Genomic DNA, 20693 nt, shown 5'->3' with positions numbered 1-20693 from the left:
TCAAACTTTCTGGAAACTTGTTTGCAGAAAAGAGAGGCAGTGCCCCTCCCATACCGGGCCGGGAAGATGGAACCTGGTTTCATCAGCGGTCAGATTTTGCGTACAGGGGTCAGATGCCTCTGAAAGCAGGTGAAACTTCCAGGACATCTTCCGTCCACATTTGCATTGTAACATGAAAGCTTTTGCTTCATCAAGGGACAGGGCATGAAAAAGAGCAGCATCCACCTTTTGGGGCTGTTGGTTCCTTCTGTATCCAATCAAATATTCTTCGGTCATTTCAGAAAAAGTCTCCGGACTTTCAGATCAATTGGATGGTTTGAGAAAAACGTATTCTCTACTGGTAATCAGCGGTTTTTTATTTTCTTGATCCGGTCAAATGCGGTACGCTTCATATTTATTGCTCTGGATTTCCGCACGGCAATAGGATACAATGGAAGCAAAGTCAGATCTGCTTTTTTAAAAGGAGGAACCAGCCATGGAAATGAGAACGCTCACCGGTACCGGTATCCGGGTCTCCCGGGCCTGTTTGGGAACCATGACCTTTGGGGAACAGGTGGAGGAAAAGGAAGCGATTTCCCTGATTCATCGGGCCCTGGACAGAGGGGTTAACTTTGTGGATACTGCGGATATGTATGTCAGCGGCCGCAGCGAGGAGATCACCGGCAAGGCTCTCCAGGGACGGCGGAATCATGTGATTCTGGCCACCAAGGTGTGCAATCCCTGCGGCAGCAGCGATCCCAATGATCGTGGCCTCAGCCGCCGCCATATCATCCAGGGCCTGGAGGACAGTCTGCGCCGTTTGCAAACGGATTATGTGGATCTTTATTACCTCCATAAGCCGGATTATGATACTCCCCTGGAGGAGACGCTGGATACCATGACCCAGCTGGTCCGCTCCGGAAAGGTGCGGTATGTGGGTATCAGCAACTATGCCGCCTGGCAGATCTGCGACGCCTTGTGGATCAGCGACCGCCGCAATGGCATTGCTCCCGTGGTCAGCCAGAATGTCTATAATCTCATCACCAGAGGTATTGAAGAGGAGTTGGCCCCCATGCTGCGGCACCATGGTATGGGGCTGGTGGTGTACAACCCCCTGGCAGGAGGGCTGCTGTCCGGCAAGCACCATGAGGGGGAGCCTCCGGCGGATTGCCGGTTCGGCCTCAATGGCGGTTATCGGCAGCGCTACTGGTCCCAGGAAAATTTCCAGGCAGTGGAACGGCTGCGGGAAATCGCCCGGGAAGGAGAAATGACCCCGGTGGAGCTGGCTTTGAGGTGGTGCGCCTCCAACCAGCAGGTGGATTCGGTGATTCTGGGAGTGAGCAAGGAAAGCCATTTGGAGCAGAATCTGGCTGCTATGGAAACGCCGCCGCTGCCGGAGGAGATGATGGAGCAGTGCCGTCAGGTATGGCTGTCCCTGGCGGGTACCCGCTTCCGCTACAATCGCTGAGGAGGTAAAATGGTGGAGAGTAAAACAGCAGAAACAGCTTTGGGGCTTCGTGTTCGCCGGATGAATACCCCTTTGGGGGAGATCATTGCCTTGGCGGAGGATGACGCTCTTCGGGGGCTTTGGTTCCGGGGACAAAAGTATGAAGGAATGGGCGGGGGGGACCCCGCTCTGTGGCAGAGGGGAGAGGCTGAGGACCCGGTTTTCCGCTCCCTGGAACGATGGCTGGATGAGTATTTTGCCGGGAGACAGCCCCAGGAGCCTTTGATTCTGCGCCCTGCGGGCAGTCCTTTCCGGCAGCAGGTTTGGCAGCTCCTTTGCCGGATTCCCTGGGGCAGTACAGTTACCTATGGGCAGCTGGCAAAGGAGATGGCCGTGCAGCTGGGACGTCAAACCATGTCTGCCCAGGCGGTAGGGGGTGCAGTGGGGCACAATCCCATTTCCATCCTCATCCCGTGCCACCGTGTGGTGGGAACAGACGGCAGCCTCACCGGTTACGCAGGCGGGCTGGAGCGGAAACAGGCCCTTTTGGCCCTGGAGCGGGGAGAAGTCCCGGCATACAGATAACGACAGAAAGAATGCCTGCCTGCCCTGCAAGGGTTGTACCGGTAATTTTCATCGTGTATAATAGAGAGCAGATTCAAACACAGGAAGGAAGTTGTCCCTATGGATTGGACTGACGTACAAATCATCATCCCCGTGGAGCATCTGGAAACGGCGGAAGCCATCGCCCAGATGGCGGTGCCTTATGGCATTTATGTGGAGGATTATTCGGATATGCTGGAGCTGGTGCCGGAGATCGCCCATATCGACCTGATCGATGAAGAGCTGCTGGCCCGGGACCGGAACACCGGTATTGTCCATATTTATATCAGCCCCGAGCAAAGTCCTGCTGAAGCGGTCTCCTATCTCACCCATCAGCTGGAGCAGGAAAAGGTTCCTTACACCGTCCGCACCAGCGCCGTCCGGGAAGAGGAGTGGGCCACTGCCTGGAAGGAGTATTACCACCCCACTCATCTGGGCAGCCGTCTGGTGGTCTGCCCCAGCTGGGAGCATTATGACAAGGCTCCCGAGGAGCTGGTCATCACCCTGGACCCCGGCATGGCCTTTGGCACCGGCACCCATCACACCACCCGTCTGTGCGCGGAGCTGCTGGAGCAGGTGATTCGCCCCGGGGATACAGTGCTGGATATGGGCACCGGCAGCGGTATTCTCTCCATTGCAGCGCTGATGCTGGGCGCTTCCCGGGCTGTGGGAGTGGATATTGATCCTGTGGCAGTGCGCACCGCCGGAGAGAACGCGGCGGAAAACGGCTTTGGTCCTGACCGCTTTGTGCCTCTGTGCGGGGATCTGGTCCATGACAAAAAGCTGGCGGAGGAAATCGGCGGAGAGTATGACGTGATTGCCGCCAACATTGTGGCAGATGTCATAATCGCCCTTTCTCCCGCCATTCGCCGCCATCTCCGCAAGGGCGGTTCGGTGGTGGCTTCCGGCGTCATTCTTCCCCGGCAGGAAGAGGTGCTGGAGGCGCTGACAGCGCAGGGCCTGACAGTGGTTTCGGTGAAGGAACAGGATGGATGGTGCGCCATCCACTGCACACTGTAAGGGGAGAAGGGATATGCCCAGATTTTTTGTTCCCCCCTTTGATGGGGAAATGGTGCAGGTGGGCGGAGAGGATGGACGGCATATCGTCAAGTCCCTCCGCTGCCGGATAGGGGAGGAGCTGTGGCTCTGCGACGGACAGGGGACGGATTTCCGCTGTACCATTACAGAGCTTTCCGGAGAAATGGCGGTGCTTCGGGTCATGGAGCGCCTGCCCTGCCGCAGTGAGCTTCCCGTTCGGGTCACCCTGTATCAGGCGTTGCCCAAAAGCGACAAGCTGGAACTGATCATTCAAAAGGCGGTGGAGCTGGGGGCGGCGGCCATTGTGCCGGTCCTTACCAGCCGCTGTGTTTCCCGGCCTGACAGCCGTTCCATGGAAAAGAAGCTGGAACGGTTGTCCCGCATTTCCCTGGAGGCCGCCAAGCAGTCCGGGCGGGGAGTGGTGCCGCCGGTTCGTCCTCTGCTGACCCTGGACCAAGCTTTGGAGGAAATGTCCCGGGACCAGAGGAGCGTGCTGTTTTATGAGCAGGCCACAGAACCCTTTGGACAGGTGCTGGCGGATCATCCCCGGTCCCTTTCGGTGCTGATCGGCGCCGAGGGCGGCTTTGACCCCCAGGAGGTTGAGGCGGCGCGGCAGGCGGGTTTGGCGGTTTGTACCATGGGTCCCCGTATTCTGCGGTGTGAAACCGCTCCCATGTATGCGCTGTCTGCAGTGGGCTTCTTTTATGAAAATCAATAAGCGGACCGACCGGAGAGGGGTAAAATAAGGGCCTCTTTCCGGTCTTTTTATAACATGGTCTGACCCACAGGGGAAGTTTCCCGTCTGGAACAGAAATGGTGACAATAGCCGTTCCCCAAAAGGCTTGCAGGATCCGCTTTATAAAAGGCTGAAAGAAATTTTCCATCAAAGGGGAGTTTTGAGAAAGACTGCCCAAAAGGAGTGACAATTTTTTGGGAAAAAAGGCGGCAGGGGCATCCTTCGGAGACAAGAATATGGTATAATGGTGAAAAGACGGACATCCCAGATACTTTTGTTCAGGATAATGTGTTCGGGGAACCGATTTTCATTCTGGAAAGGATGAATCCGTTCAAATCATATGTTCAGGTTTGTTCTCAAAGCATCGTTATTGTTTGGCGGATGCACCGTTTATATCCAAATGCAAGCATTACCTGAAAACGGAGAAGAGACTGTCAAAAGGGAAAAACGCTGCCTGCCCCGGCAAAATTTCAATAGCGGATGAGATTGTGAAAACCGTCTGGCAGAAAAGGTCCCTTACAAACAAATCACAAAGAGAGTTGTGGTGGGAGAAAGACAATGATCCTGCAAAATGCAAAAAAATGGTATCATGCTTTTTTGATTTTTTTAAAATGGCTGCTGCTGGCCGTTCTCACCGGCCTGGTAGCCGGAGGAGTAGGGGTCGTATTCCACAGCCTGCTGGAGTGGTGTGGAGAATTCAGGGAAAGTCATCCGGCTGTGTTGTGGGGGCTGCCTTTTGCGGGAGTTCTGATCGCCTGGCTGTACCATGTTATCGGTAAAGACCGGGACCGTGGTACCAATATGGTTATTACCGCTGTGCGGAGCAATGAGCCGGTTCCCCCCGCCACAGGTCCGCTGATTTTTGTTTCAACTGCTTTGACCCACCTGTTTGGCGGCTCTGCCGGACGGGAGGGCGCCGCTCTCCAGCTGGGAGGATGTATCGCCAGTGTGGGGGGCGGGCTGCTGAAACTGGATGAAAAGGACCAGCGGGTATTGGTGATGTGTGGCATGAGCGCGGCGTTTGCGGCGCTGTTTGGAACCCCTGCCGCTGCGGCTTTCTTTTCCCTGGAGATGGTAAGCGTCGGGGTGATGTATTACGCTGCCATTGTGCCCTGCACCATAGCGGCCTTGACCGGCTATCTTCTGGCGGGGGTGCTGGGTGTGGAGCCCACGGCCTTGCCCTATGCAGGCGCACCGGAAATATCCCTGGTGACAATGCTTCAAGTGGGAGTCTTGGGGTTATTGTGCGGTTTGCTCTCTATTTTGTTCTGTTCCACCATGCACCATACCGCCGGATGGATGAAGCGGTTTTTTCCCAATACGATGGTTCGGGCGGCCGCCGGCGGCTGCATGATCATACTGCTGACGCTGCTGTGCGGTACAAGAGATTACAACGGCGCGGGAATGAATGTCATTATTCAGGCGGCCTCGGGCACTGTGGTCCCCTGGGCTTTTGTTCTCAAGCTGATTTTTACAGCCATCACCTTGAGCAGCGGCTTTAAGGGTGGAGAGATCGTTCCCACCTTTTTTGTGGGGGCTACTTTTGGCTGTGCCGTCGCTCCCCTGCTGGGACTGGACCCGGCTTTCGGGGCGGCCATCGGCCTGACCGCGCTGTTCTGCGGTGTAACCAACTGTCCTGTCACCTCCCTGCTGCTGGGGCTGGAATTGTTTGCGGGCAGCGTATCCTATGTGGGCAACAGCTCCTTTTTGTTCTTCCTGTTGGCCTGCGCGATCAGCTATATGCTTTCCGGTAACTTCAGCCTTTATGGAGAGCAGATCATTGTTTATTCCAAACTGAAGGCGGAGTATATTAACGTCAAGGCTGATTGAGCGCAGAAAAAAGGGCAGCTGCGGATGGATGCCCATTGATAAGCAGCAGTGAATGGTTCATATGAGCGCATACGGCTGAAAGGGGAAGCGGGAATGAAATTCATCTGGCGAGGAAAATATACCGGTCCCCATCAGCTGCCTTTGGGAGTGCTGCCGGAAGGGGCGGTGCAGTATCAGGAGCCGGATACACCGGAGCAGCTGGCAAAAGCCGCTGTGCCCGATAGTCTTTGGATGCTGGTGCTGTGGCTGGCGTTGGGGGCGCTGAAATGCCTGCTGTGGCGGCAATGGGCCTTTTCCTGTTCCCTTTTGGGAATACTGTTGTCGCTGGCGCTGGCGATCCCCCATGAACTGATTCACGGTCTTTTCTTTCCGCGGAAGGCGGAGGTGGAGTGCTTTCAGGCCATTCGTCAGGGAATGTTTTTTGTGATTTCCACCTGTCCCGTTTCCCGCCGGCGCTTTTTATGGCTGTCTGCCGCTCCGACGCTGTTGTTTGGCTTACTGCCTCTGGGAGTGTGGATGCTGCTGCCGCCGGGAAGGTGGGAGCTGCTGTATACTTTGGGAGGAATGTCGCTGCAATTGGGCTGCGGCGATCTGCTGAACATTCACCATACCTTCACGCAGGTTCCGCCGGGGGCGATGGTGCAGCTGTCGGGGTTCCATTCCTATTGGTTTATGCCGGAAAGCGGAGGCAACGGATGAAAAAAATCAGTGATATCCGTCTTTATAAAAGCGATGTACCCAACAAAGACGGCAACAGCCTGCCCTGGCACCTGGACAACCGTAAAGCCAGCCTCATGGCCCATCGCACCGCGATGAAGCTGCGGGAACAGGGGTTTTCTCTGGGGGATTTTGATCATCTTTATCTGAACTTCACCCCCTGTCTGATGGCGGGAACATCGGCTCCAGCTGAACGAAAGACGAACGAGAGAAGCTGGTACCGCTATTATGATGTGGGGGTTGACCAAGGACTGTTTTGCCGCCTGGAAGAGGAGGAGACAGCAGTATTTTTGTCCGCAGCGCTGACGGAGGTGCTGATCACCTTTTTCGCTCCCGGGGAAGCCCTTGCCGCTATGGTCCAAAAGGCTGCAGAGGAAGCAGCGGTGAAAGGGCCGGAAATGCTTATGCGCTTCAAGGTCAAAAAGGGAACGAAAGCCCAGGCGACCCTTTTTCTGCGGTACCTGGACAACGGAAGCTATTGGCCGCTGCTGATGGTGACAGATTTGGAGGGCCGGGAGCTGCTGCGTCAGAATCTGCCCGGAACCAGGGACCTTTCCTCCCTGGGGGAAATCCGCCTGAGCAGCCGCAGGGTGACTGTGAACCCACGAAAAAACGCCTTTGCCAAAGAGCTCAAACCAATCAGCTTCTCCTTTTAAGCGCTATCGTATCCCGCACCGGACGATTTCACCGGCACAAAAAAAGCTGAGCGCTCGTACCTTTTGGCCTGCGAACGCTCAGCTTTTGTTGTGTAAAGAAAACCACGCGATAGTCGCGTGGTTCAAAAGAGCTTAAGCGGTGAAAAAGATAAAAAAACTCCTAATGTGTTAAAGTAAAAACGTGACCTGCCAGTTACGCTGAAAAACACATTAGGAGGACATTAAAATGCCAGAGCAAAATAACGTCACAAACAGTCTAGCACATACGAAGTGGAATTGTAAATATCATGTGGTATTTGCGCCAAAGTATAGAAGAAAAGTATTCTATAACGAAAAAAGAGCAGCAATAAGAGATATCATCAGAACACTGTGTCAATGGAAGGGGGTTGAGATTATAGAGGGAGAAGTATGTCCAGATCACATCCATCTGCTTCTAAGTATCCCCCCAAAAATGAGTGTATCGGGATTTATGGGATACCTCAAGGGAAAAAGCAGTTTAATGATATTTCAAAAGTTTGGGAATATGAAGTTTGCATATCGGAACCGTGAATTTTGGTGCAAAGGATATTACGTGGACACAGTAGGAAAGAATACAAAAGCAATAAAAGAGTATATCGAGAACCAATTAAAGATGGATCGAGAAAGTGATCAAATAAGTCTTTACGATCCCAGAGACCCGTTTACGGGTAGCAAGTAATCCTATGCGTGGCTGGCAGGCCAATAAAAAACGCACTTGTGCGTTGCCTGTAGTATTAGGGCTATGCCCGAAACGGAAATACCCCCCGCTTTGCGGGGGGATATTTATTCTGCTTGTGCAGAAAACAGGTGAAGGGCCTTTCAGACGGAAACGCTGGCAGTCTTAATCCGAAGACTGCTGCTGGCATGGAGCTATTCCCGCTTCCTCCAGCGCCTGCTGGTAGCCGGCCAGTATTTCCCCCTCCAGTATCTTTCGGGCGGCAGGGGTAATGGGATGGGCGATATCCCGGAAGGCGCCGTTTTCATCCCGTCTGCTGGGCATGGCCACAAACAGGCGTTCCGGGCCCTGGATCACCTTGATATCATGTACAGCCAGATCCCGGTCAATGGTCACCGATACCAGAGCCTTGAGGCGGGGATCGTCATACAATTTTCGGATGCGGATTTCAGTAACATTCATACTCAAAAGCCTCCCTTGTTTTGTCACAAAAAGTATGGTCCAAGGAATGTTTCTTATACCGGTGGAGACTGGAGAGAAGAAAAATATTTTCCGGTTCTTTCCTTTTCGTTGTCAAAAACCCCGCTTCGGGGTATAATATCCCCGAAAGCGTTCTTATACTATCCCAAGGGAGGAACTCAGTCTCCTCCGTCAAAAGCGGGATGACGGAACATAGAAAAGCGACGGCCGGGAGAGACCGGCAGGGAGTGTGGGCGAGAGATGAAAAAAGAAATCAAGCTGCCTCAGGGAGTTCGCCATATCCATTGCATTGGAATTGGAGGCTCCGGTATGTTTCCTCTGGTGCAGATCCTTCACAGCCAGGGATATGAGATCTCCGGCAGTGATAACAACGAAAGTGATATTCTCAATCTGGAACGTCAGATGGGGCTGCAGATCCATCTGGGGCACAGCCCCGAGAATCTGGCCGGAGCGGATATGGTGATGTATACAGCGGCCATCCTGGCGGATAATCCGGAGCTGGCGGCTGCCCGTAAGATGGGAATCCCCATGCTGGAGCGGGCGGAGGTATTGGGCGCGGTCTCCAGCCGGTATCAAAATGCTGTGGGCATCACCGGTACCCATGGAAAGACCACCGTTACCTCCATACTTACCCATATTCTGTATTTGGCCGGGAAGGATCCTTCCGCGGTTATCGGAGGCAAGCTGTCCACCATCGGCGGCTACGGCAGAGCGGGAAAGACAGATTTGTTTGTGTATGAGGCCTGTGAATTTCAGGATCATTTTCTCCGTACCTGCCCGGACGTGGCCATTATCCTGAATATTGACAACGACCATATGGAGTATTTCGGCACGGTGGAGAACGCTATGAAAAGCTACACCGCTTTTGCCAACATGGCTGGCCGGGTGCTGTATAATGGGGATGACGCCAACACCTGTACCGCTATGGAGCCGGTGGAAAAGGAGAAATACACCTTTGGCATGAGCCCGGAACGTGATTTTTATCCTGCCGATGTGGTCCGTCAGGATGGATTTACCTGTTCCTTTGATCTGATGCATCGGGGAGAGAAGCTGACCCGCCTGACCCTTCATATTCCGGGAGATCACAACATTCTCAACGCTGTGGCTGCCGCAGCGGAAGCCTGGATGCAGGGAGTGGCGCCGGATGAGATCGCCCGGGCGATGGAGAGCTTCCATGGCGCGGGACGTCGTTTTGAGCTGGTTGGCCGGGTGGATGGGGTGACCATCGCCGACGATTACGGCCACCATCCAGCTGAATTGACCGCTACCCTCAAAGCCGCTATGAATCTGGGGTACCGGCAGGTGTGGGCGGTATTTCAGCCCTTCACCTTTTCCCGCACCTATTTGCTGCTGGATGATTTCGTCAAAGCCCTGTCTCTGGCGGATCATGTAGTGCTCAGCAGCATTATGGGCAGCCGGGAAGTAAACACTTATAATATCCATTCCAGCGATTTGGGAGAAAAAATCCCTGGCTGCGCCTGGAGGGATACCTTTGAGGAAGTGGCCGAATATGTCATGAGCCGGGTCCAGCCGGGGGATTTGGTACTGACTATGGGCTGCGGCGACATTTATAAGTGTGCCAGGATGATGCTGCATATGGGGCGGCTGAAGGATCAGGAGCAGGCAGAAGTGGTTCGCTGACGGCAAAAGTGATTTTGTTTGGAAATTAAAACAGACACGGAATAACTGGGCGGCTGATGGTTGCAGTAAGTTTACCCCAACAGCGATTGCGCTTGAATGACTGTTACAGGAATGAAAATTGCGTTTGAGAAAATAAATATTCTCTGCGCAGTGAATTTGTGAGCTGCCCCAGGCTATGCAGACAATATAAAAAGCCAGTGGTGCGGAAATATTGGATTTCAGCAGGAGCGGCACAGCGTCAGCGGTGCCGCTCCTGTTTTCGTTTGGGTGTGCCGGTGGCTGCGAATTTGGATATAATGGTCTGTCACTCCATGGCCTCAGAAAAAGGGAGGCAGCAGATGTACTCCCCTTGGAGAAGTGCAGTCAATCAGCAGGGCAAAATGCTTGGAAAGACCATAAAAAATCAAAGCGCCATGGGGTTATTCTCCTCATGACGCTTTGTCTGTACACTGAAGCGAAAATTTTTCCGGCTCTGGCCAGGGATGTATCAATATGGCCCAATCTACAAAGGAACCATAAATCCATTATGGCGGAATTTTCTGATGTTACCCTTCCGCACCAGCCATTAAAAGCTGCTCCACAATCTCGGTAAAGCCGTTTTCAGTAGCGTAATACAGCGCGCTATGCTGCAGGTTATCCGTCAGGTTGACATCCGCGCCGTTTTCAATCAGCAGAGCGGTCATGTCATTGTGTCCCTCACAGGCAGCCAGAATCAGCGGCGTCTCGCCATCCAGATTTCGCAGATTGCTGTCCGCGCCGCCCATCAGCAGCGCTTTGGCAATAGGATAGTTCCCTCCAGATGCCGCATAGTGCAAGGGAGAGAAACCATCCCGCAGTTTCCGGTTGGGATCCGCTCCCGCCTTCAGCAGCATCTCCACCAGATAAACGTTCTGATTCTCGCACGCAATCAGCAGAGGAGTTTCTCCCCAATCGTTGGGAGCATCCAGATCTGTCTGGCCTGCGCGGATCAGCGCTTCGGCCACCTCGCTTTGATTCTGATGGCAGGCCTGATGCAGCGCAGTATTTCCTGCGTGATCCGTCTGTCTCTGCTGGTCCTCCAGCAGAACGATGACGTCCCGCATACCGTTTGAAGAGGCGTAGTCAAACGCATTGTGTCCGTCCTCATCTGTCAGCGTTTTATCTGCTCCAAGCTCCAGCAAAAACCGGCACGCCTCACTTTTACCGTACTTGGCGGCATAGATCAGCGGGGTCTGCCCCTGTCGGTCTGTCCCATTCAGATCTGCGCCATTGTCGCACAGCAGACGGATGATATTCTGTCCCTGGCCCGTGGCTATGGATATGAGCCGGAAAAGGCAGGCCGCAAAGCTGTCCACATGAAGCACAGCGGCGGGCTTTACATCTTCCCCGAAAACAATCGCTTTTTCCAATGGACGGGTCCTGATGATGGAGTCAAAGGCGGCGCCATTGATTTTGTCATGCGGGAAGAAAACCTGTCCTTCCCCGAAGCGGTGGGCAAGCTGATCGGCAAGGAGTTCTCTCCATCCGTAAAGCAGGTGGTTCCCTATGAGAAAAAAGAACGGGAGCCGCTGGTGCTGCCTGAAAAGGCAGACAACATGAAGCGGGCCTATGAACAACAACAGAATGATTCAGATTATGGTGTTTGAACCTGGGCGGGCGCCTTATACGACCATGCTGGAGGATTCTCTGGAACACCGGCAGGAACTTGTGGGCGGGGATATTGAGTGTATTCCTCTGCCCTGCGAAACGGTTCTCTGCTGCAATGCGTCCGGGAAACTGGCAGGTCTGCCGGAGAATCGACAGTACGGGCCGGATACCATGCACGGAACTTTTTTCCTCTATGGCGATACCCCGGAAGGAAGGGGCGTTTCTTTGACCGATGAACAGATCGCCATGTATCAGGAGTATTTTCCGCAGCCGGTCCCCGCAGCGGTATCCTTTGAAGTACGGTCCGCCGCCGACATGAAAGAGTTTATGAACCTCATGTTCGGCAAGGGATGGGACATGGACACCGGAGCCGGAGAGGATATGGAGGCAGGCCGATGAGCAAAATGTTTTCGCTGGTATCGCTATCCTCGGAATATGGGCTGCTGGTGGAATACTTTGCCGCCGGATGCCCTGACTGTGCGGAGGATCTTCTGGATGATGATGTTATCCGGGATGACCTGGCAAGTCAGCCGAGAGACAGCACGATCCGTGCAGAGGTGGAAACCTATCTCTATGGCGAAGGGGAAACAGTGCGGGCCAGTGAGGAAGATTTGGCTGATCTCAGCCGCCGCTTTGACGAACTGCGAGAGGCCAGTCAGCTTGACCGGATTGGCGCCCACAGCTTTTCCTTTCCCTTGGATACCCTTTCTCTTGACTTTGCCGAGGAACAGGAGGAATGGGAGGACGAGGATGATTTGGAACTATAAGACACGGCTCTGCTGAAAAGCAGGGCCTTTTTTTGTGGCAAAGAAAGCGAGGTCGATAAATTGCTTTTGCCGATTATTATGATCTGCGTCTGTGCGCTGCTGGGCGGTGGGACGCTGATTTTTCTGAAGTTGTCGGCCAAACACAAGAAATCGAAGAACAAGGACAAGGAAGAACTGGCCCAGATCACCGCTAATGAGTTTGTGAATGTGAAGGATATTCGGGGGAACTTCCTCTATACCCGTGACAATCTGGCTCTGGCATATCTGAAGATCTACCCGATCAGCACAGAACTGTTCAGCAAAAACGAAAAGCGGCTGATTGCCAAGCAGCTTACGGTGAGCCTGTCCAGCGCACAGTACCCGTTTCAGCTTCTTGCTGTATCCCGCCCGGTAGATATTTCTCCGCTGTTGTCGGAGCTGTCTGCCACACTCACTTCTTCTTCCGATGTGAAGCAAAAGGAACTGCTGAAGCAGGAAATCGTGGAAATGGGCGCCTTTGCTCTTTCCGGCGAGGTTGTGGAGCGGCAATTCTACATCAAGATTTGGGATAGGGTAAGCGATGGCGTTGAGCGCGATCTGCTTCAGAAGCTCAAGCTGCTTGGCGGATATTTTTCGGACAGCGGCATTCAGACCGAGATTCTGCAACAGCAGGATATTGTCCGGCTGTGCAACCTGGTCAACAACCCCGCCTAATATCGGCGGTTATGGATGTGGCCCGACCTCTATGGCGATTGTGGTATCCAGCCTGACAGACCAGACCGTTGATCCCCCCACAATGGCAGAATGGGCGTATCAGAACGGCTATTGGTGTTCCGGCAACGGGTCCTATCACTCGTTGATACCGGGGGCTGCGGAGGGCTTTGGGCTTCAATGGGAAAGCATCAGCACCGATGACCCGCAGGCCGTGGTGGATGCTTTGGCATCCGGGAAATTGATTGTGGCACTCATGTCAAAAGGCCACTTCACATCCAGCGGTCACTTTATGGTGCTGCGTGGAGTGACCTCTGAAGGAAAAATCCTGGTGGCCGATCCTGCCAGTAAAAAACGAAGCGAACAGGAATGGGATATATCAATCATTCTGGATGAGGCCAGAAAGGGCGCCGCAGCAGGCGGTCCCTTGTGGGCGATCTACTAAAGGGGTGCGATATGAATAACCGAAACAAGCTGATTGAACTGTTTATCTACATCGTGATCGTAGTGGTGGGCATCGTCCTCTTGCTGACCGGTGGGGCGGATGACAAAACCAGTGCTGAAAATATGGGAGGTGAATCCTATGCTGTTGTACTTGACGAGTAACCAGAAAAGCAACCTGATCGACCCCGCTGTGCGGAATATGACTCTGCCCGCCAAGAAACTGGTCGGCCGGTTCAGCCTGAAAAGTTTCGTTACCAAAGATATGCGCAATTATGCCAACGCCAAATTCTTTGTGGTGGATGCGGCGTGTATCGAGGAAAGCGGCAATGATTTCACCCTTGCCCTGCAATCCTTTCAGATGATGTTCTCCGCCCGGATCATCGTCATCCTCTCCGGTTGCGAGGATGTGAACGGCGAGGTACAGCGGTTACTGTCCATCGGCGTTGTGAATCTGGTTACAGGTGAAACGATGGAGGACGCCTTGGACGAGCTGACAGAGGCACTTTCCGAAGATGGGATGCAGCGGTATGTGGTAAAGGCTCCCGTCTACGAACAGCCAGTTACTCAGCGTGAGAAAGCCCCGGAGCCGGATGAAATTATTCCGTACCGCTGGAACGCCCGGAATATCCGTATTGCCGTGGCCGGTTCGCAGCGCAGAAGCGGCGTGACGGTGACGGCCTTTAACCTGGCCTCTTGGCTGGCGGCCAGAGGTGCGGAGGTGGCGTATATCGAAGTCAATCAGAACCGCCACCTGCAGCTCCTGCTGAACATCTACGAAGCGGCACCGGATGGGGAGCATTACACCATTGATGGGATCGACTGCTACCTGACCAACGAGCCGGATAAGGAGTATCAGTTTATCATCTATGACTGCGGCGTGATGCAGACGCCCACCTCTATTTTCCGTGACGCGGATCACCGGCTCCTGTGCGGGAGTGTTCTGCCCTATGAGATTCCGGTGTTCCACAAGGCGTTGTCCGAGTGCGGTTCGTTGGAAGTACGCCCGGTAGCGATCTGTGTACCGCAGGAAATTCAGGAATACTGTATGGAGCTCTTTGGGGAAGATGTGCAGATTGCGGCGGCATCCCACGACCTGTTTGCGAAACGAGCCAACGGACAGATCTACCGACCGCTGGTGGAGAAGTATATTGCAGGAGAAAAGCGCCTGTAACAGTAAGACATGATTGGGAGGATTGGAATATGGCAAAGTTTGAGTATATGCAACGGGCATTTTCTTCTGAACTGAAGCCCAGAGCGCGGCTTGTGCTGCAAGTCCTGGTTCTGCATTGCAACAAAGAGGGCGAGTGCTTTCCCTCTATCAAGACCATAGCTGCCAAGTGCGGCTATGGGGTGTCCACCGTAAAGCGGGCGCTGGATGAGCTGGTGAAGGCGGGATATATCGTCAAGCAGGCCCGGTTTGACGAGCGCAAGAACGGCGGCCAGACCAGCAACCTCTATACCTTATGCTCTGACTTGCCCTGCCCTGACGAGCCGGAAAACGCCCCTGTCTCGGAAGATGATGCGTCTGATGAATCCCCGGCAGTGCAGCCGGAAAGCGCCTCTGCGGATGCCTGTAACACCCCTGATCCCACACCTGGGGAGCAGTCTGCCACTTTGCCGACAGCGGATTCCTACTCCTTTGCAGATGGCTTTGAAACAAAAATCGGGCGGCAGAATTGCCGCCCGATTCGTATGTGGACTGGGGGGCAGTCCATTTTTATACCCCCTTGAACCGTACAGGTGAACAGATACTTACGGATGAAGAAAAAAGTAAGGGCTGTCCTGTTTCAGATACACTGGTGGTGTCAGAAGGATTTGTAGGTGTGAAAATGAGGGCAATATTGGGAAAGATAAACGGCAGGAGCCATTTGGCGCCTGCCGTCATTTTCCTTGATTGAGCCGTGCGATAAGACCAAGCAATATAATTAAATCATCATCGGATAATGTTCTGATTCCATCCAACGCCTTTCTGACAAGCTGTGGGGTGTTTTCGGTAGCGTCAAAAAATTGCAGGGGCGTTATTTCAAAATATTCGCAGATATTTAAGAATTGCTTCATGGAAGGCAATGCCCGGCCGGAGGAAATAGCCTGGATGTAGCCACGGTTTTGTCCCAGTTCCAAGCTCAACTGGTATTCAGAAATGCCTTTTTTCAACCGCAGCTCCGTGATCCGATTGCGGATAAATTCTTCGTCCATAAGTTCACCTCTCTGATTGTTAGCATATCAGAAAGGTTCCCTGGATATTGAACATTATTTGTGTTATAATTTGGCTGATAATTTTGTTTGCGCCTTATTAAATAAGTTATTTTTGTTTTATATGTGTTGACCGCTATTAGAACAGGAGGAAACCGCATGAATGAATGCGTTTGTGCCATTACTGGACACCGCCCAAGCCGGTTCAAGTTCAAATACAGTGAAGATTATGCCCTTTGCAAGAAGATTAAAGCCAATATGCTGGAGGTGTTCCGAAAGCTACATGATGAAAAGGAAGTTCGACGGTATTATGTTGGCGGCGCCCTGGGTGTGGATATGTGGGCGGCTGAACAGATCCTTCGTTTGAAGGAGCAGCCTGGATACGAAGATATTGAATTGTTTGTGGCCCTGCCGTTTGTCGGCCATGACGCCAAGTGGGATCAGCGCAGCAAGAGCCGTATGGAGTTTATCCTACGACATTGCAACAGAAAAGAGGTCATCGGAAACGAGAATTGCCGCGAAAGCTATGTCAAGAGAAATTGCTACATGGTAGATCAGGCCGATTATCTGGTGGCGGTTTATGACGATAATCGGAATATGCGGTCGGGAACCATGCAATGTGTCAGATATGCAAGGAAAAAGCAAGTCCCAGTAATTTTAATTCATCCAGATACAGCCCGATGTTATGACAGGAAGTGAAAATGATGAGTTTTTTTGAAATAAGTGGTCTGTTAGGGTGTGGAGTTTTACTGTTAGTAATAGTCCGTGCTATATCAATATACCATGCGCCAAAATACTTTTTTTGTATATTATGGATTGTTCTTGCATTTATGTTCAGCGCATCATTATTTGTTGCTTTTCCTCCAGTTTACATTTGGGGATTTAGTATATGCATTATTGTAGTCTATTTCTTGATTTCCAACCTTCAGAATAGGAAAAAGGTTAAGCGCTCAATCCCAGACCATACACCGGCTATATGTAATTGGATAACCGCTCATACGAAAAGGAAATATGATGTGCGTGTAGCAGAACGGATTATCCATCCAACAGTTATTGGTAATCTACACCCAATAGTTTTGTTCCCCAAAAATTTTGATAGAAAAGATAAAATTAGATTTTTGGATGAACTTGCACAGCAATATGTTTATATTCGATATTTTACTCAAATATTTAGAGTCTTAATATTTGTGACTTTAAGCATTCATTGGTTCAATCCTTTGGTTTGGGTTATGTATATCCTATCCAATCGTGATGTGACACTACTTTGTGATATGCTCACTACTTGCTCAAGTAAGGAAAGTAAATATTGTTATGCTCTTTCTTTAATTAAAAAGTCGGATACCTACAACAAAACAGATTTGAATGATAGAAAATAAAGAATACATTAAATGTAAAATAAATTTGAACAAGACAAATGTAGTATTGACTTTTGCGCAAGACAGTTGTATTATAAAAGCAACCCATAATACAACTGTCTTGTGAAGAAAAGAGGTGATTTGCATGGAGGTCAAACTGGGCGATAGTGAGATCAAAGTTATGGATGTTTTGTGGAAAGAGGGGGATGTACCAGCTAAGTATGTTGCGGATTTATTGAATGAACGATATGGTTGGAATATTAACACCACATATACCTTGCTCAAGAGGTGTATCAAAAAAGGCGTAGTAGAACGCAGAGAGCCAAACTTTATTTGCCATGCGCTAGTTTCCAAATCGTGCGTTCAACAACAAGAAACTGCCAAATTGATCAAAAGAGTTTTTGATGGTTCAGTAGATAAATTGTTTGTATCATTGCTTGGACAAACTAAATTATCTCAAGAACAAATCGAAGCTTTGAAAAAGATGGTAGAGGATAAATCGGGAGGCGATTGAGGAATGAATTTTTTTAGAACAACATTCCTCCAAATGGATTTTTTAGCCAGCATAATGATAATAGCAATTATTATTTTTCGTGCTATTGGAATCCATTATGTCCCCAAAAGAATCCTTGTGGTTTCTTGGTGCATCATAATTATTAGGTTACTTGTTCCGCTTTCTATTTCTCTTCCAGTTAGCATCCCAATACATGAGACTGTGCCGAGTACAGAGACTTTCATAGAGAAGGCTATGTCAGAAACCACTGCGTTGACTAATAATCTGCCTGATGTGCAAGCAGCAGATCATATTCCGCTTCAAATGGTACTATGGAGTGTAGGATTTGGGATATGTGCTTTATATTTTGGAATAAGTTACTTAATCTGCCGATATAAATTCTCTCAGTCCTCTCAGATAGAAAACGAGGTGATATTGTGTTGGTTAAAAGAACACTCTCTCAAGCGAAGGATTAGGATTCGCTCCACACCTAATATATCGTCACCTTTAACATATGGCATTGTATGTCCGACAATTTTACTTCCTTCAAATTTGGACTTCAACAACTCAAATGCAATAAACTTTATTTTGCTACATGAGTATATGCATATCCGATATTATGATAGCATTATAAAGTTCTTTCTAGTTATTTGCGTTTGTGTGCATTGGTTTAATCCTTTAGTTTGGATGATGTTTCTACTGGCGAATCGGGATATTGAGCTTTCTTGTGACGAAAGAGTGGTACTAACGCTTGGCGAAAAGTTAAAATCCACCTATGCATTGACCCTCATTGAGTTGGCAGACTCAAACAATTTGTTTAATCCCGTGTTAAATCATTTTTGCAAAAATGCAATTACAGAAAGGATTGAAGCGATTATGAAAATGAGAAAATCTTCTCTGCTGGCTACCACGTTGGCTCTGACCCTGATGTTGGGTTCTACCTCTGTCTTTGCCGCGTCCGCTGCCGATGAAGTGGATGTCTCTCCGAGCGACGCTTTTGCTCCTAATGCCATGGTTATGCAGGCTACTGATAATCTGGCCGCTGTGTCCACCACTTCTACTGCCTTCAATGCTTCCAATAAGGAAACGACTGCTGCTTCGAATGAGGCGGCCGCCAATGTTTCCGAGGATCTTGCGGAGATTCCTGCTCCCCAGAAGAACATTTCTCTGTCTCCCGGAACCTCCTTTAAGTATGACAAGACCTATTTTGAGGCAGGCACTCAAATCGACATCTACGCGAACTGGACTCCTACCAGCGTTAATCTGGATCTCGGCGTGTACTCGGCAAGTACTGGCTCCAAGTATACGGATACTGTCAGCAATGGCGAGGGCGGCGTTACGGTAACTATCAATAAGAGTGGTTATTTCTATATCTATGTTGCCAATACGTCTAGCTCCAAGAGCGCAGACATCAGTCTCAGCTACGCTTATTAAAGATAAGCAAGTTTGGTAAAGACTTTCGTTTCAAGTTACACCATGAACTAAGCACATAAAGCTCAACCCGATTCGTCAGTAAAGCATATAAATATGGCTGAGTATCTAAGTAGTACAAAGCCAAACTACAAATAGGAGGTTCTCACTTGTGGGAACCTCCTATTTTATTTTACAACATTGGCTTTCTACATCATATATGAAATAAATATCAGCAAGGCGGCAGCATAAAGGCCGCTCCTATATTAAGAAAAGGGAATGATGCCAGCCGCCTGTGTGCCGTCCGCGTAGCAGCGGACAAGGAGTAGCGATGCTATGGACAATGCCACCCACAGCTTTGGGAGGTTACTTTTTGTCCCACTCAAACGACACACGGCTTTCAATGGACAAATTTCAATAGGTGTTGGTCGGCGTTTTTGTGAGCGGGAGTTTGCCCCAAGTGGGGACAAACCCCCGCCTGCCCGTGCTGCCTACCCTATTGGACTTCTCAATGTGCATATCCAGAGAGCGGCTGATTTTGTATCCCGATACAAAGTCGGCCGCTTTCATTTAAGGCTCCCTGAACAAAGAATTAGGGAGCCGCCACCTCCGATTTGTTTTTCGCAAAAAACAAATCGGAGGTAACAGACTTGCAAAATTATCGCAAAAGCGACTATGCGATAAACAAAAACAGCCCTAATATCGTTTATCGCTTTCATAATGAAATCATAGAAATCACACTGGAGGATTATCTGAAGGAGAACCCTGACAAAACGGAACACGACTTTGCAGAGCTGAAAGCCCTGTCCGATCAAATCTACTATGAACAGGATCGGGCAGAGAGTGCCCAGACCCGCAAGGATGTTTCAATTCACGGTTTGGAGGAAACGGAGCATTGTGCCACTCGCGCTCTGGACGAAGAATGGGAAGAACGAATTGCAGACATACAAAACCGCAAGTATGCCTGGAAAGCCCTGAAGCAGCTTTTTACAGTGGGCGCATTGACCGAGATTCAGAAACGGCGGTTCCAGCTTCATGTTTTTCAGGGAATGTCTACCCGGCAGATTGGCCGGATGGAAGGGACAAGCCATCAAGCCGTTGCCAAGTCCATAAACCTGGCAATTGCCAAACTAAAAAAATATTTTGCGGCACAGGGCTGACACCCCTGCGGTTTCAGGACGATAGGTGAAAGGCATTCTTTCGAGTGTTTTCCTTTCGCCTGTTCCTTGACAACCGCATACTCATTCATCAGTAACATCCCCCTTTCCAGTGCGAGGAGCAAAAGCCGAATCAGGGGTCGCGCCATGATATACGGACATGGTGAGCAGATCCCACCTGATTATCATAAGCGGAAAATCTGTTTGCAGAGGCGTTCCGCATATTTCAGTGTTTGATAGGCTCCGCCGTGATCCCTCCACACCATAGCAATCAGGCAGTCCGCCCGGTCTACCATCCAGCGGTTGCAGGCGGTGATTGCCTTTTTGTAATGGATGCCCGCAAGCTCAATGGGGATCAGGATTTCGTCAAAGCTACTTTCAAAGTATTCCTTATCCGTGTTTAGCCGATGCTCCATGTAGGGCAGCACCAGAACCAGAGAGATTGCCTTGTCCGGGTGCCGGTGTTTTAGAGTACGAACCGCGCTGGCGCAAAGGGCGTCAAACTCTCCCTTGCCGCCCACATAGCAGGTCATTTCCTGCTCCGCTTCCAGCAGCCTTTCCAATATCTCCACCACCCGCGACTGGCCGAGGCCAAAGACTTCTCTGTGTCCCGCAAAAGTACAAACCACCATATCTATTTCCCCACCTTAAAAAGTTTATTTAATAAGCCAACCCATCACATAAAATTTGCAAAACTTAAAGTACATAAATTTTGAATTTACATAGTTTATTATATA

The 20693-nt window shown here is 50.8% G+C and carries 27 protein-coding genes; 22 read left to right on the top strand and 5 right to left on the bottom strand.

What is annotated here, in order from left to right:
- Positions 1–276 (bottom strand): hypothetical protein, encoded by a 276-nt coding sequence (locus tag BQ5383_RS00670; protein WP_071428894.1) that lies wholly within the window; start codon positions 274–276, stop codon positions 1–3.
- Between the two features lie 199 nt (positions 277–475).
- Between BQ5383_RS00670 and BQ5383_RS00665 the strand changes: the two genes are divergently transcribed.
- From BQ5383_RS00665 to tnpA, 8 genes are all read left to right on the top strand, one after another.
- Positions 476–1447: an aldo/keto reductase gene (locus BQ5383_RS00665; protein ID WP_071428893.1), complete on the top strand. Its 972-nt coding sequence runs from the start codon at positions 476–478 to the stop codon at positions 1445–1447.
- Between the two features lie 9 nt (positions 1448–1456).
- Entirely contained in the window at positions 1457–2011 is a 555-nt protein-coding gene (locus tag BQ5383_RS00660; RefSeq protein ID WP_235821909.1) for a methylated-DNA--[protein]-cysteine S-methyltransferase, read from the top strand.
- Between the two features lie 99 nt (positions 2012–2110).
- Entirely contained in the window at positions 2111–3049 is a 939-nt protein-coding gene (gene prmA / locus BQ5383_RS00655) for a 50S ribosomal protein L11 methyltransferase (RefSeq protein ID WP_071428892.1), read from the top strand.
- Between the two features lie 13 nt (positions 3050–3062).
- Positions 3063–3785 (top strand): 16S rRNA (uracil(1498)-N(3))-methyltransferase, encoded by a 723-nt coding sequence (locus BQ5383_RS00650; protein WP_071428891.1) that lies wholly within the window; start codon positions 3063–3065, stop codon positions 3783–3785.
- Positions 3786–4361: 576 nt separating this feature from the next.
- Positions 4362–5633, top strand: a complete 1272-nt coding sequence (locus BQ5383_RS00645) for a chloride channel protein (RefSeq protein ID WP_071428890.1) — start codon at positions 4362–4364, stop codon at positions 5631–5633.
- A gap of 93 nt (positions 5634–5726) precedes the next feature.
- Positions 5727–6332 carry a DUF3267 domain-containing protein gene (locus tag BQ5383_RS00640; protein WP_071428889.1) on the top strand — a complete coding sequence of 202 codons (606 nt, stop codon included), beginning with the start codon at positions 5727–5729 and terminating at the stop codon, positions 6330–6332.
- Positions 6329–7006 carry a hypothetical protein gene (locus BQ5383_RS00635; RefSeq protein WP_071428888.1) on the top strand — a complete coding sequence of 226 codons (678 nt, stop codon included), beginning with the start codon at positions 6329–6331 and terminating at the stop codon, positions 7004–7006. The genes BQ5383_RS00640 and BQ5383_RS00635 overlap by 4 nt, the downstream gene beginning before the upstream one ends.
- Positions 7007–7232: 226 nt before the next feature.
- Complete coding sequence (tnpA, locus tag BQ5383_RS00630) at positions 7233–7703, top strand: IS200/IS605 family transposase (RefSeq protein ID WP_071428887.1); 471 nt, start codon at positions 7233–7235, stop codon at positions 7701–7703.
- Between the two features lie 162 nt (positions 7704–7865).
- On the opposite strand, the gene spoVG is transcribed toward tnpA, so the two are convergent.
- Positions 7866–8162, bottom strand: coding sequence for a septation regulator SpoVG (gene spoVG, locus BQ5383_RS00625; RefSeq protein ID WP_071428886.1), 297 nt, complete (start codon positions 8160–8162; stop codon positions 7866–7868).
- Between the two features lie 258 nt (positions 8163–8420).
- Between spoVG and murC the strand changes: the two genes are divergently transcribed.
- A complete protein-coding gene (murC, locus tag BQ5383_RS00620; RefSeq protein WP_071428885.1) occupies positions 8421–9821 on the top strand; it encodes a UDP-N-acetylmuramate--L-alanine ligase in 1401 nt (466 codons plus the stop codon).
- A gap of 545 nt (positions 9822–10366) precedes the next feature.
- On the opposite strand, the gene BQ5383_RS20950 is transcribed toward murC, so the two are convergent.
- Complete coding sequence (locus BQ5383_RS20950) at positions 10367–11155, bottom strand: ankyrin repeat domain-containing protein (protein ID WP_235821942.1); 789 nt, start codon at positions 11153–11155, stop codon at positions 10367–10369.
- Between the two features lie 102 nt (positions 11156–11257).
- Between BQ5383_RS20950 and BQ5383_RS21400 the strand changes: the two genes are divergently transcribed.
- The 8 genes from BQ5383_RS21400 to BQ5383_RS00580 are packed head-to-tail and all read left to right on the top strand — an operon-like array spanning position 11258 to position 15079.
- Positions 11258–11446: a hypothetical protein gene (locus BQ5383_RS21400; protein ID WP_071428883.1), complete on the top strand. Its 189-nt coding sequence runs from the start codon at positions 11258–11260 to the stop codon at positions 11444–11446.
- Positions 11409–11846 carry a DUF3846 domain-containing protein gene (locus tag BQ5383_RS00605; protein WP_235821908.1) on the top strand — a complete coding sequence of 146 codons (438 nt, stop codon included), beginning with the start codon at positions 11409–11411 and terminating at the stop codon, positions 11844–11846. The genes BQ5383_RS21400 and BQ5383_RS00605 overlap by 38 nt, the downstream gene beginning before the upstream one ends.
- Positions 11843–12214, top strand: coding sequence for a hypothetical protein (locus tag BQ5383_RS00600; RefSeq protein ID WP_071428881.1), 372 nt, complete (start codon positions 11843–11845; stop codon positions 12212–12214). Before BQ5383_RS00605 ends, BQ5383_RS00600 begins: the two co-directional genes overlap by 4 nt.
- A gap of 60 nt (positions 12215–12274) precedes the next feature.
- On the top strand, positions 12275–12907 hold the full coding sequence (locus BQ5383_RS00595; protein ID WP_235821907.1) for a hypothetical protein: 633 nt from the start codon (positions 12275–12277) through the stop codon (positions 12905–12907).
- A complete protein-coding gene (locus tag BQ5383_RS00590; protein WP_420835658.1) occupies positions 12813–13349 on the top strand; it encodes a C39 family peptidase in 537 nt (178 codons plus the stop codon). The genes BQ5383_RS00595 and BQ5383_RS00590 overlap by 95 nt, the downstream gene beginning before the upstream one ends.
- 11 nt (positions 13350–13360) lie before the next feature.
- On the top strand, positions 13361–13510 hold the full coding sequence (locus BQ5383_RS20940; protein WP_006354152.1) for a hypothetical protein: 150 nt from the start codon (positions 13361–13363) through the stop codon (positions 13508–13510).
- Positions 13488–14519: a hypothetical protein gene (locus tag BQ5383_RS00585; protein WP_071428879.1), complete on the top strand. Its 1032-nt coding sequence runs from the start codon at positions 13488–13490 to the stop codon at positions 14517–14519. The genes BQ5383_RS20940 and BQ5383_RS00585 overlap by 23 nt, the downstream gene beginning before the upstream one ends.
- 29 nt (positions 14520–14548) lie before the next feature.
- A complete protein-coding gene (locus BQ5383_RS00580) occupies positions 14549–15079 on the top strand; it encodes a helix-turn-helix domain-containing protein (RefSeq protein WP_071428878.1) in 531 nt (176 codons plus the stop codon).
- 150 nt (positions 15080–15229) lie between these two features.
- Here BQ5383_RS00580 and BQ5383_RS00575 read toward each other — a convergent pair whose 3' ends face one another.
- On the bottom strand, positions 15230–15544 hold the full coding sequence (locus BQ5383_RS00575) for a helix-turn-helix transcriptional regulator (protein ID WP_021632301.1): 315 nt from the start codon (positions 15542–15544) through the stop codon (positions 15230–15232).
- 156 nt (positions 15545–15700) lie between these two features.
- Here BQ5383_RS00575 and BQ5383_RS00570 point away from each other — a divergent pair, with 156 nt between their 5' ends.
- The 5 genes from BQ5383_RS00570 to BQ5383_RS00550 all read left to right on the top strand — a co-directional run bounded on the left by BQ5383_RS00570 (position 15701) and on the right by BQ5383_RS00550 (position 19959).
- Complete coding sequence (locus tag BQ5383_RS00570) at positions 15701–16240, top strand: SLOG family protein (protein ID WP_071428877.1); 540 nt, start codon at positions 15701–15703, stop codon at positions 16238–16240.
- A 5-nt stretch (positions 16241–16245) separates the two neighbouring features.
- Positions 16246–16917 carry a M56 family metallopeptidase gene (locus BQ5383_RS00565; RefSeq protein WP_172724565.1) on the top strand — a complete coding sequence of 224 codons (672 nt, stop codon included), beginning with the start codon at positions 16246–16248 and terminating at the stop codon, positions 16915–16917.
- 124 nt (positions 16918–17041) lie between these two features.
- Complete coding sequence (locus BQ5383_RS00560) at positions 17042–17410, top strand: BlaI/MecI/CopY family transcriptional regulator (protein ID WP_071428875.1); 369 nt, start codon at positions 17042–17044, stop codon at positions 17408–17410.
- A 3-nt stretch (positions 17411–17413) separates the two neighbouring features.
- Complete coding sequence (locus tag BQ5383_RS00555; RefSeq protein ID WP_071428874.1) at positions 17414–18823, top strand: M56 family metallopeptidase; 1410 nt, start codon at positions 17414–17416, stop codon at positions 18821–18823.
- A 626-nt stretch (positions 18824–19449) separates the two neighbouring features.
- A complete protein-coding gene (locus tag BQ5383_RS00550; protein ID WP_071429849.1) occupies positions 19450–19959 on the top strand; it encodes an RNA polymerase sigma factor in 510 nt (169 codons plus the stop codon).
- A gap of 182 nt (positions 19960–20141) precedes the next feature.
- Here the strand turns inward: BQ5383_RS00550 and BQ5383_RS00545 are convergent, their stop codons facing one another.
- Positions 20142–20588 (bottom strand): hypothetical protein, encoded by a 447-nt coding sequence (locus tag BQ5383_RS00545; RefSeq protein WP_071428873.1) that lies wholly within the window; start codon positions 20586–20588, stop codon positions 20142–20144.
- Positions 20589–20693: the final 105 nt, after the last annotated feature.

The sequence above is a fragment of the Angelakisella massiliensis genome (assembly GCF_900104675.1).
Taxonomy (GTDB): Bacteria; Bacillota; Clostridia; order Oscillospirales; family Ruminococcaceae; genus Angelakisella; species Angelakisella massiliensis.
This window is presented reverse-complemented; position numbering and strand designations above follow the sequence as displayed.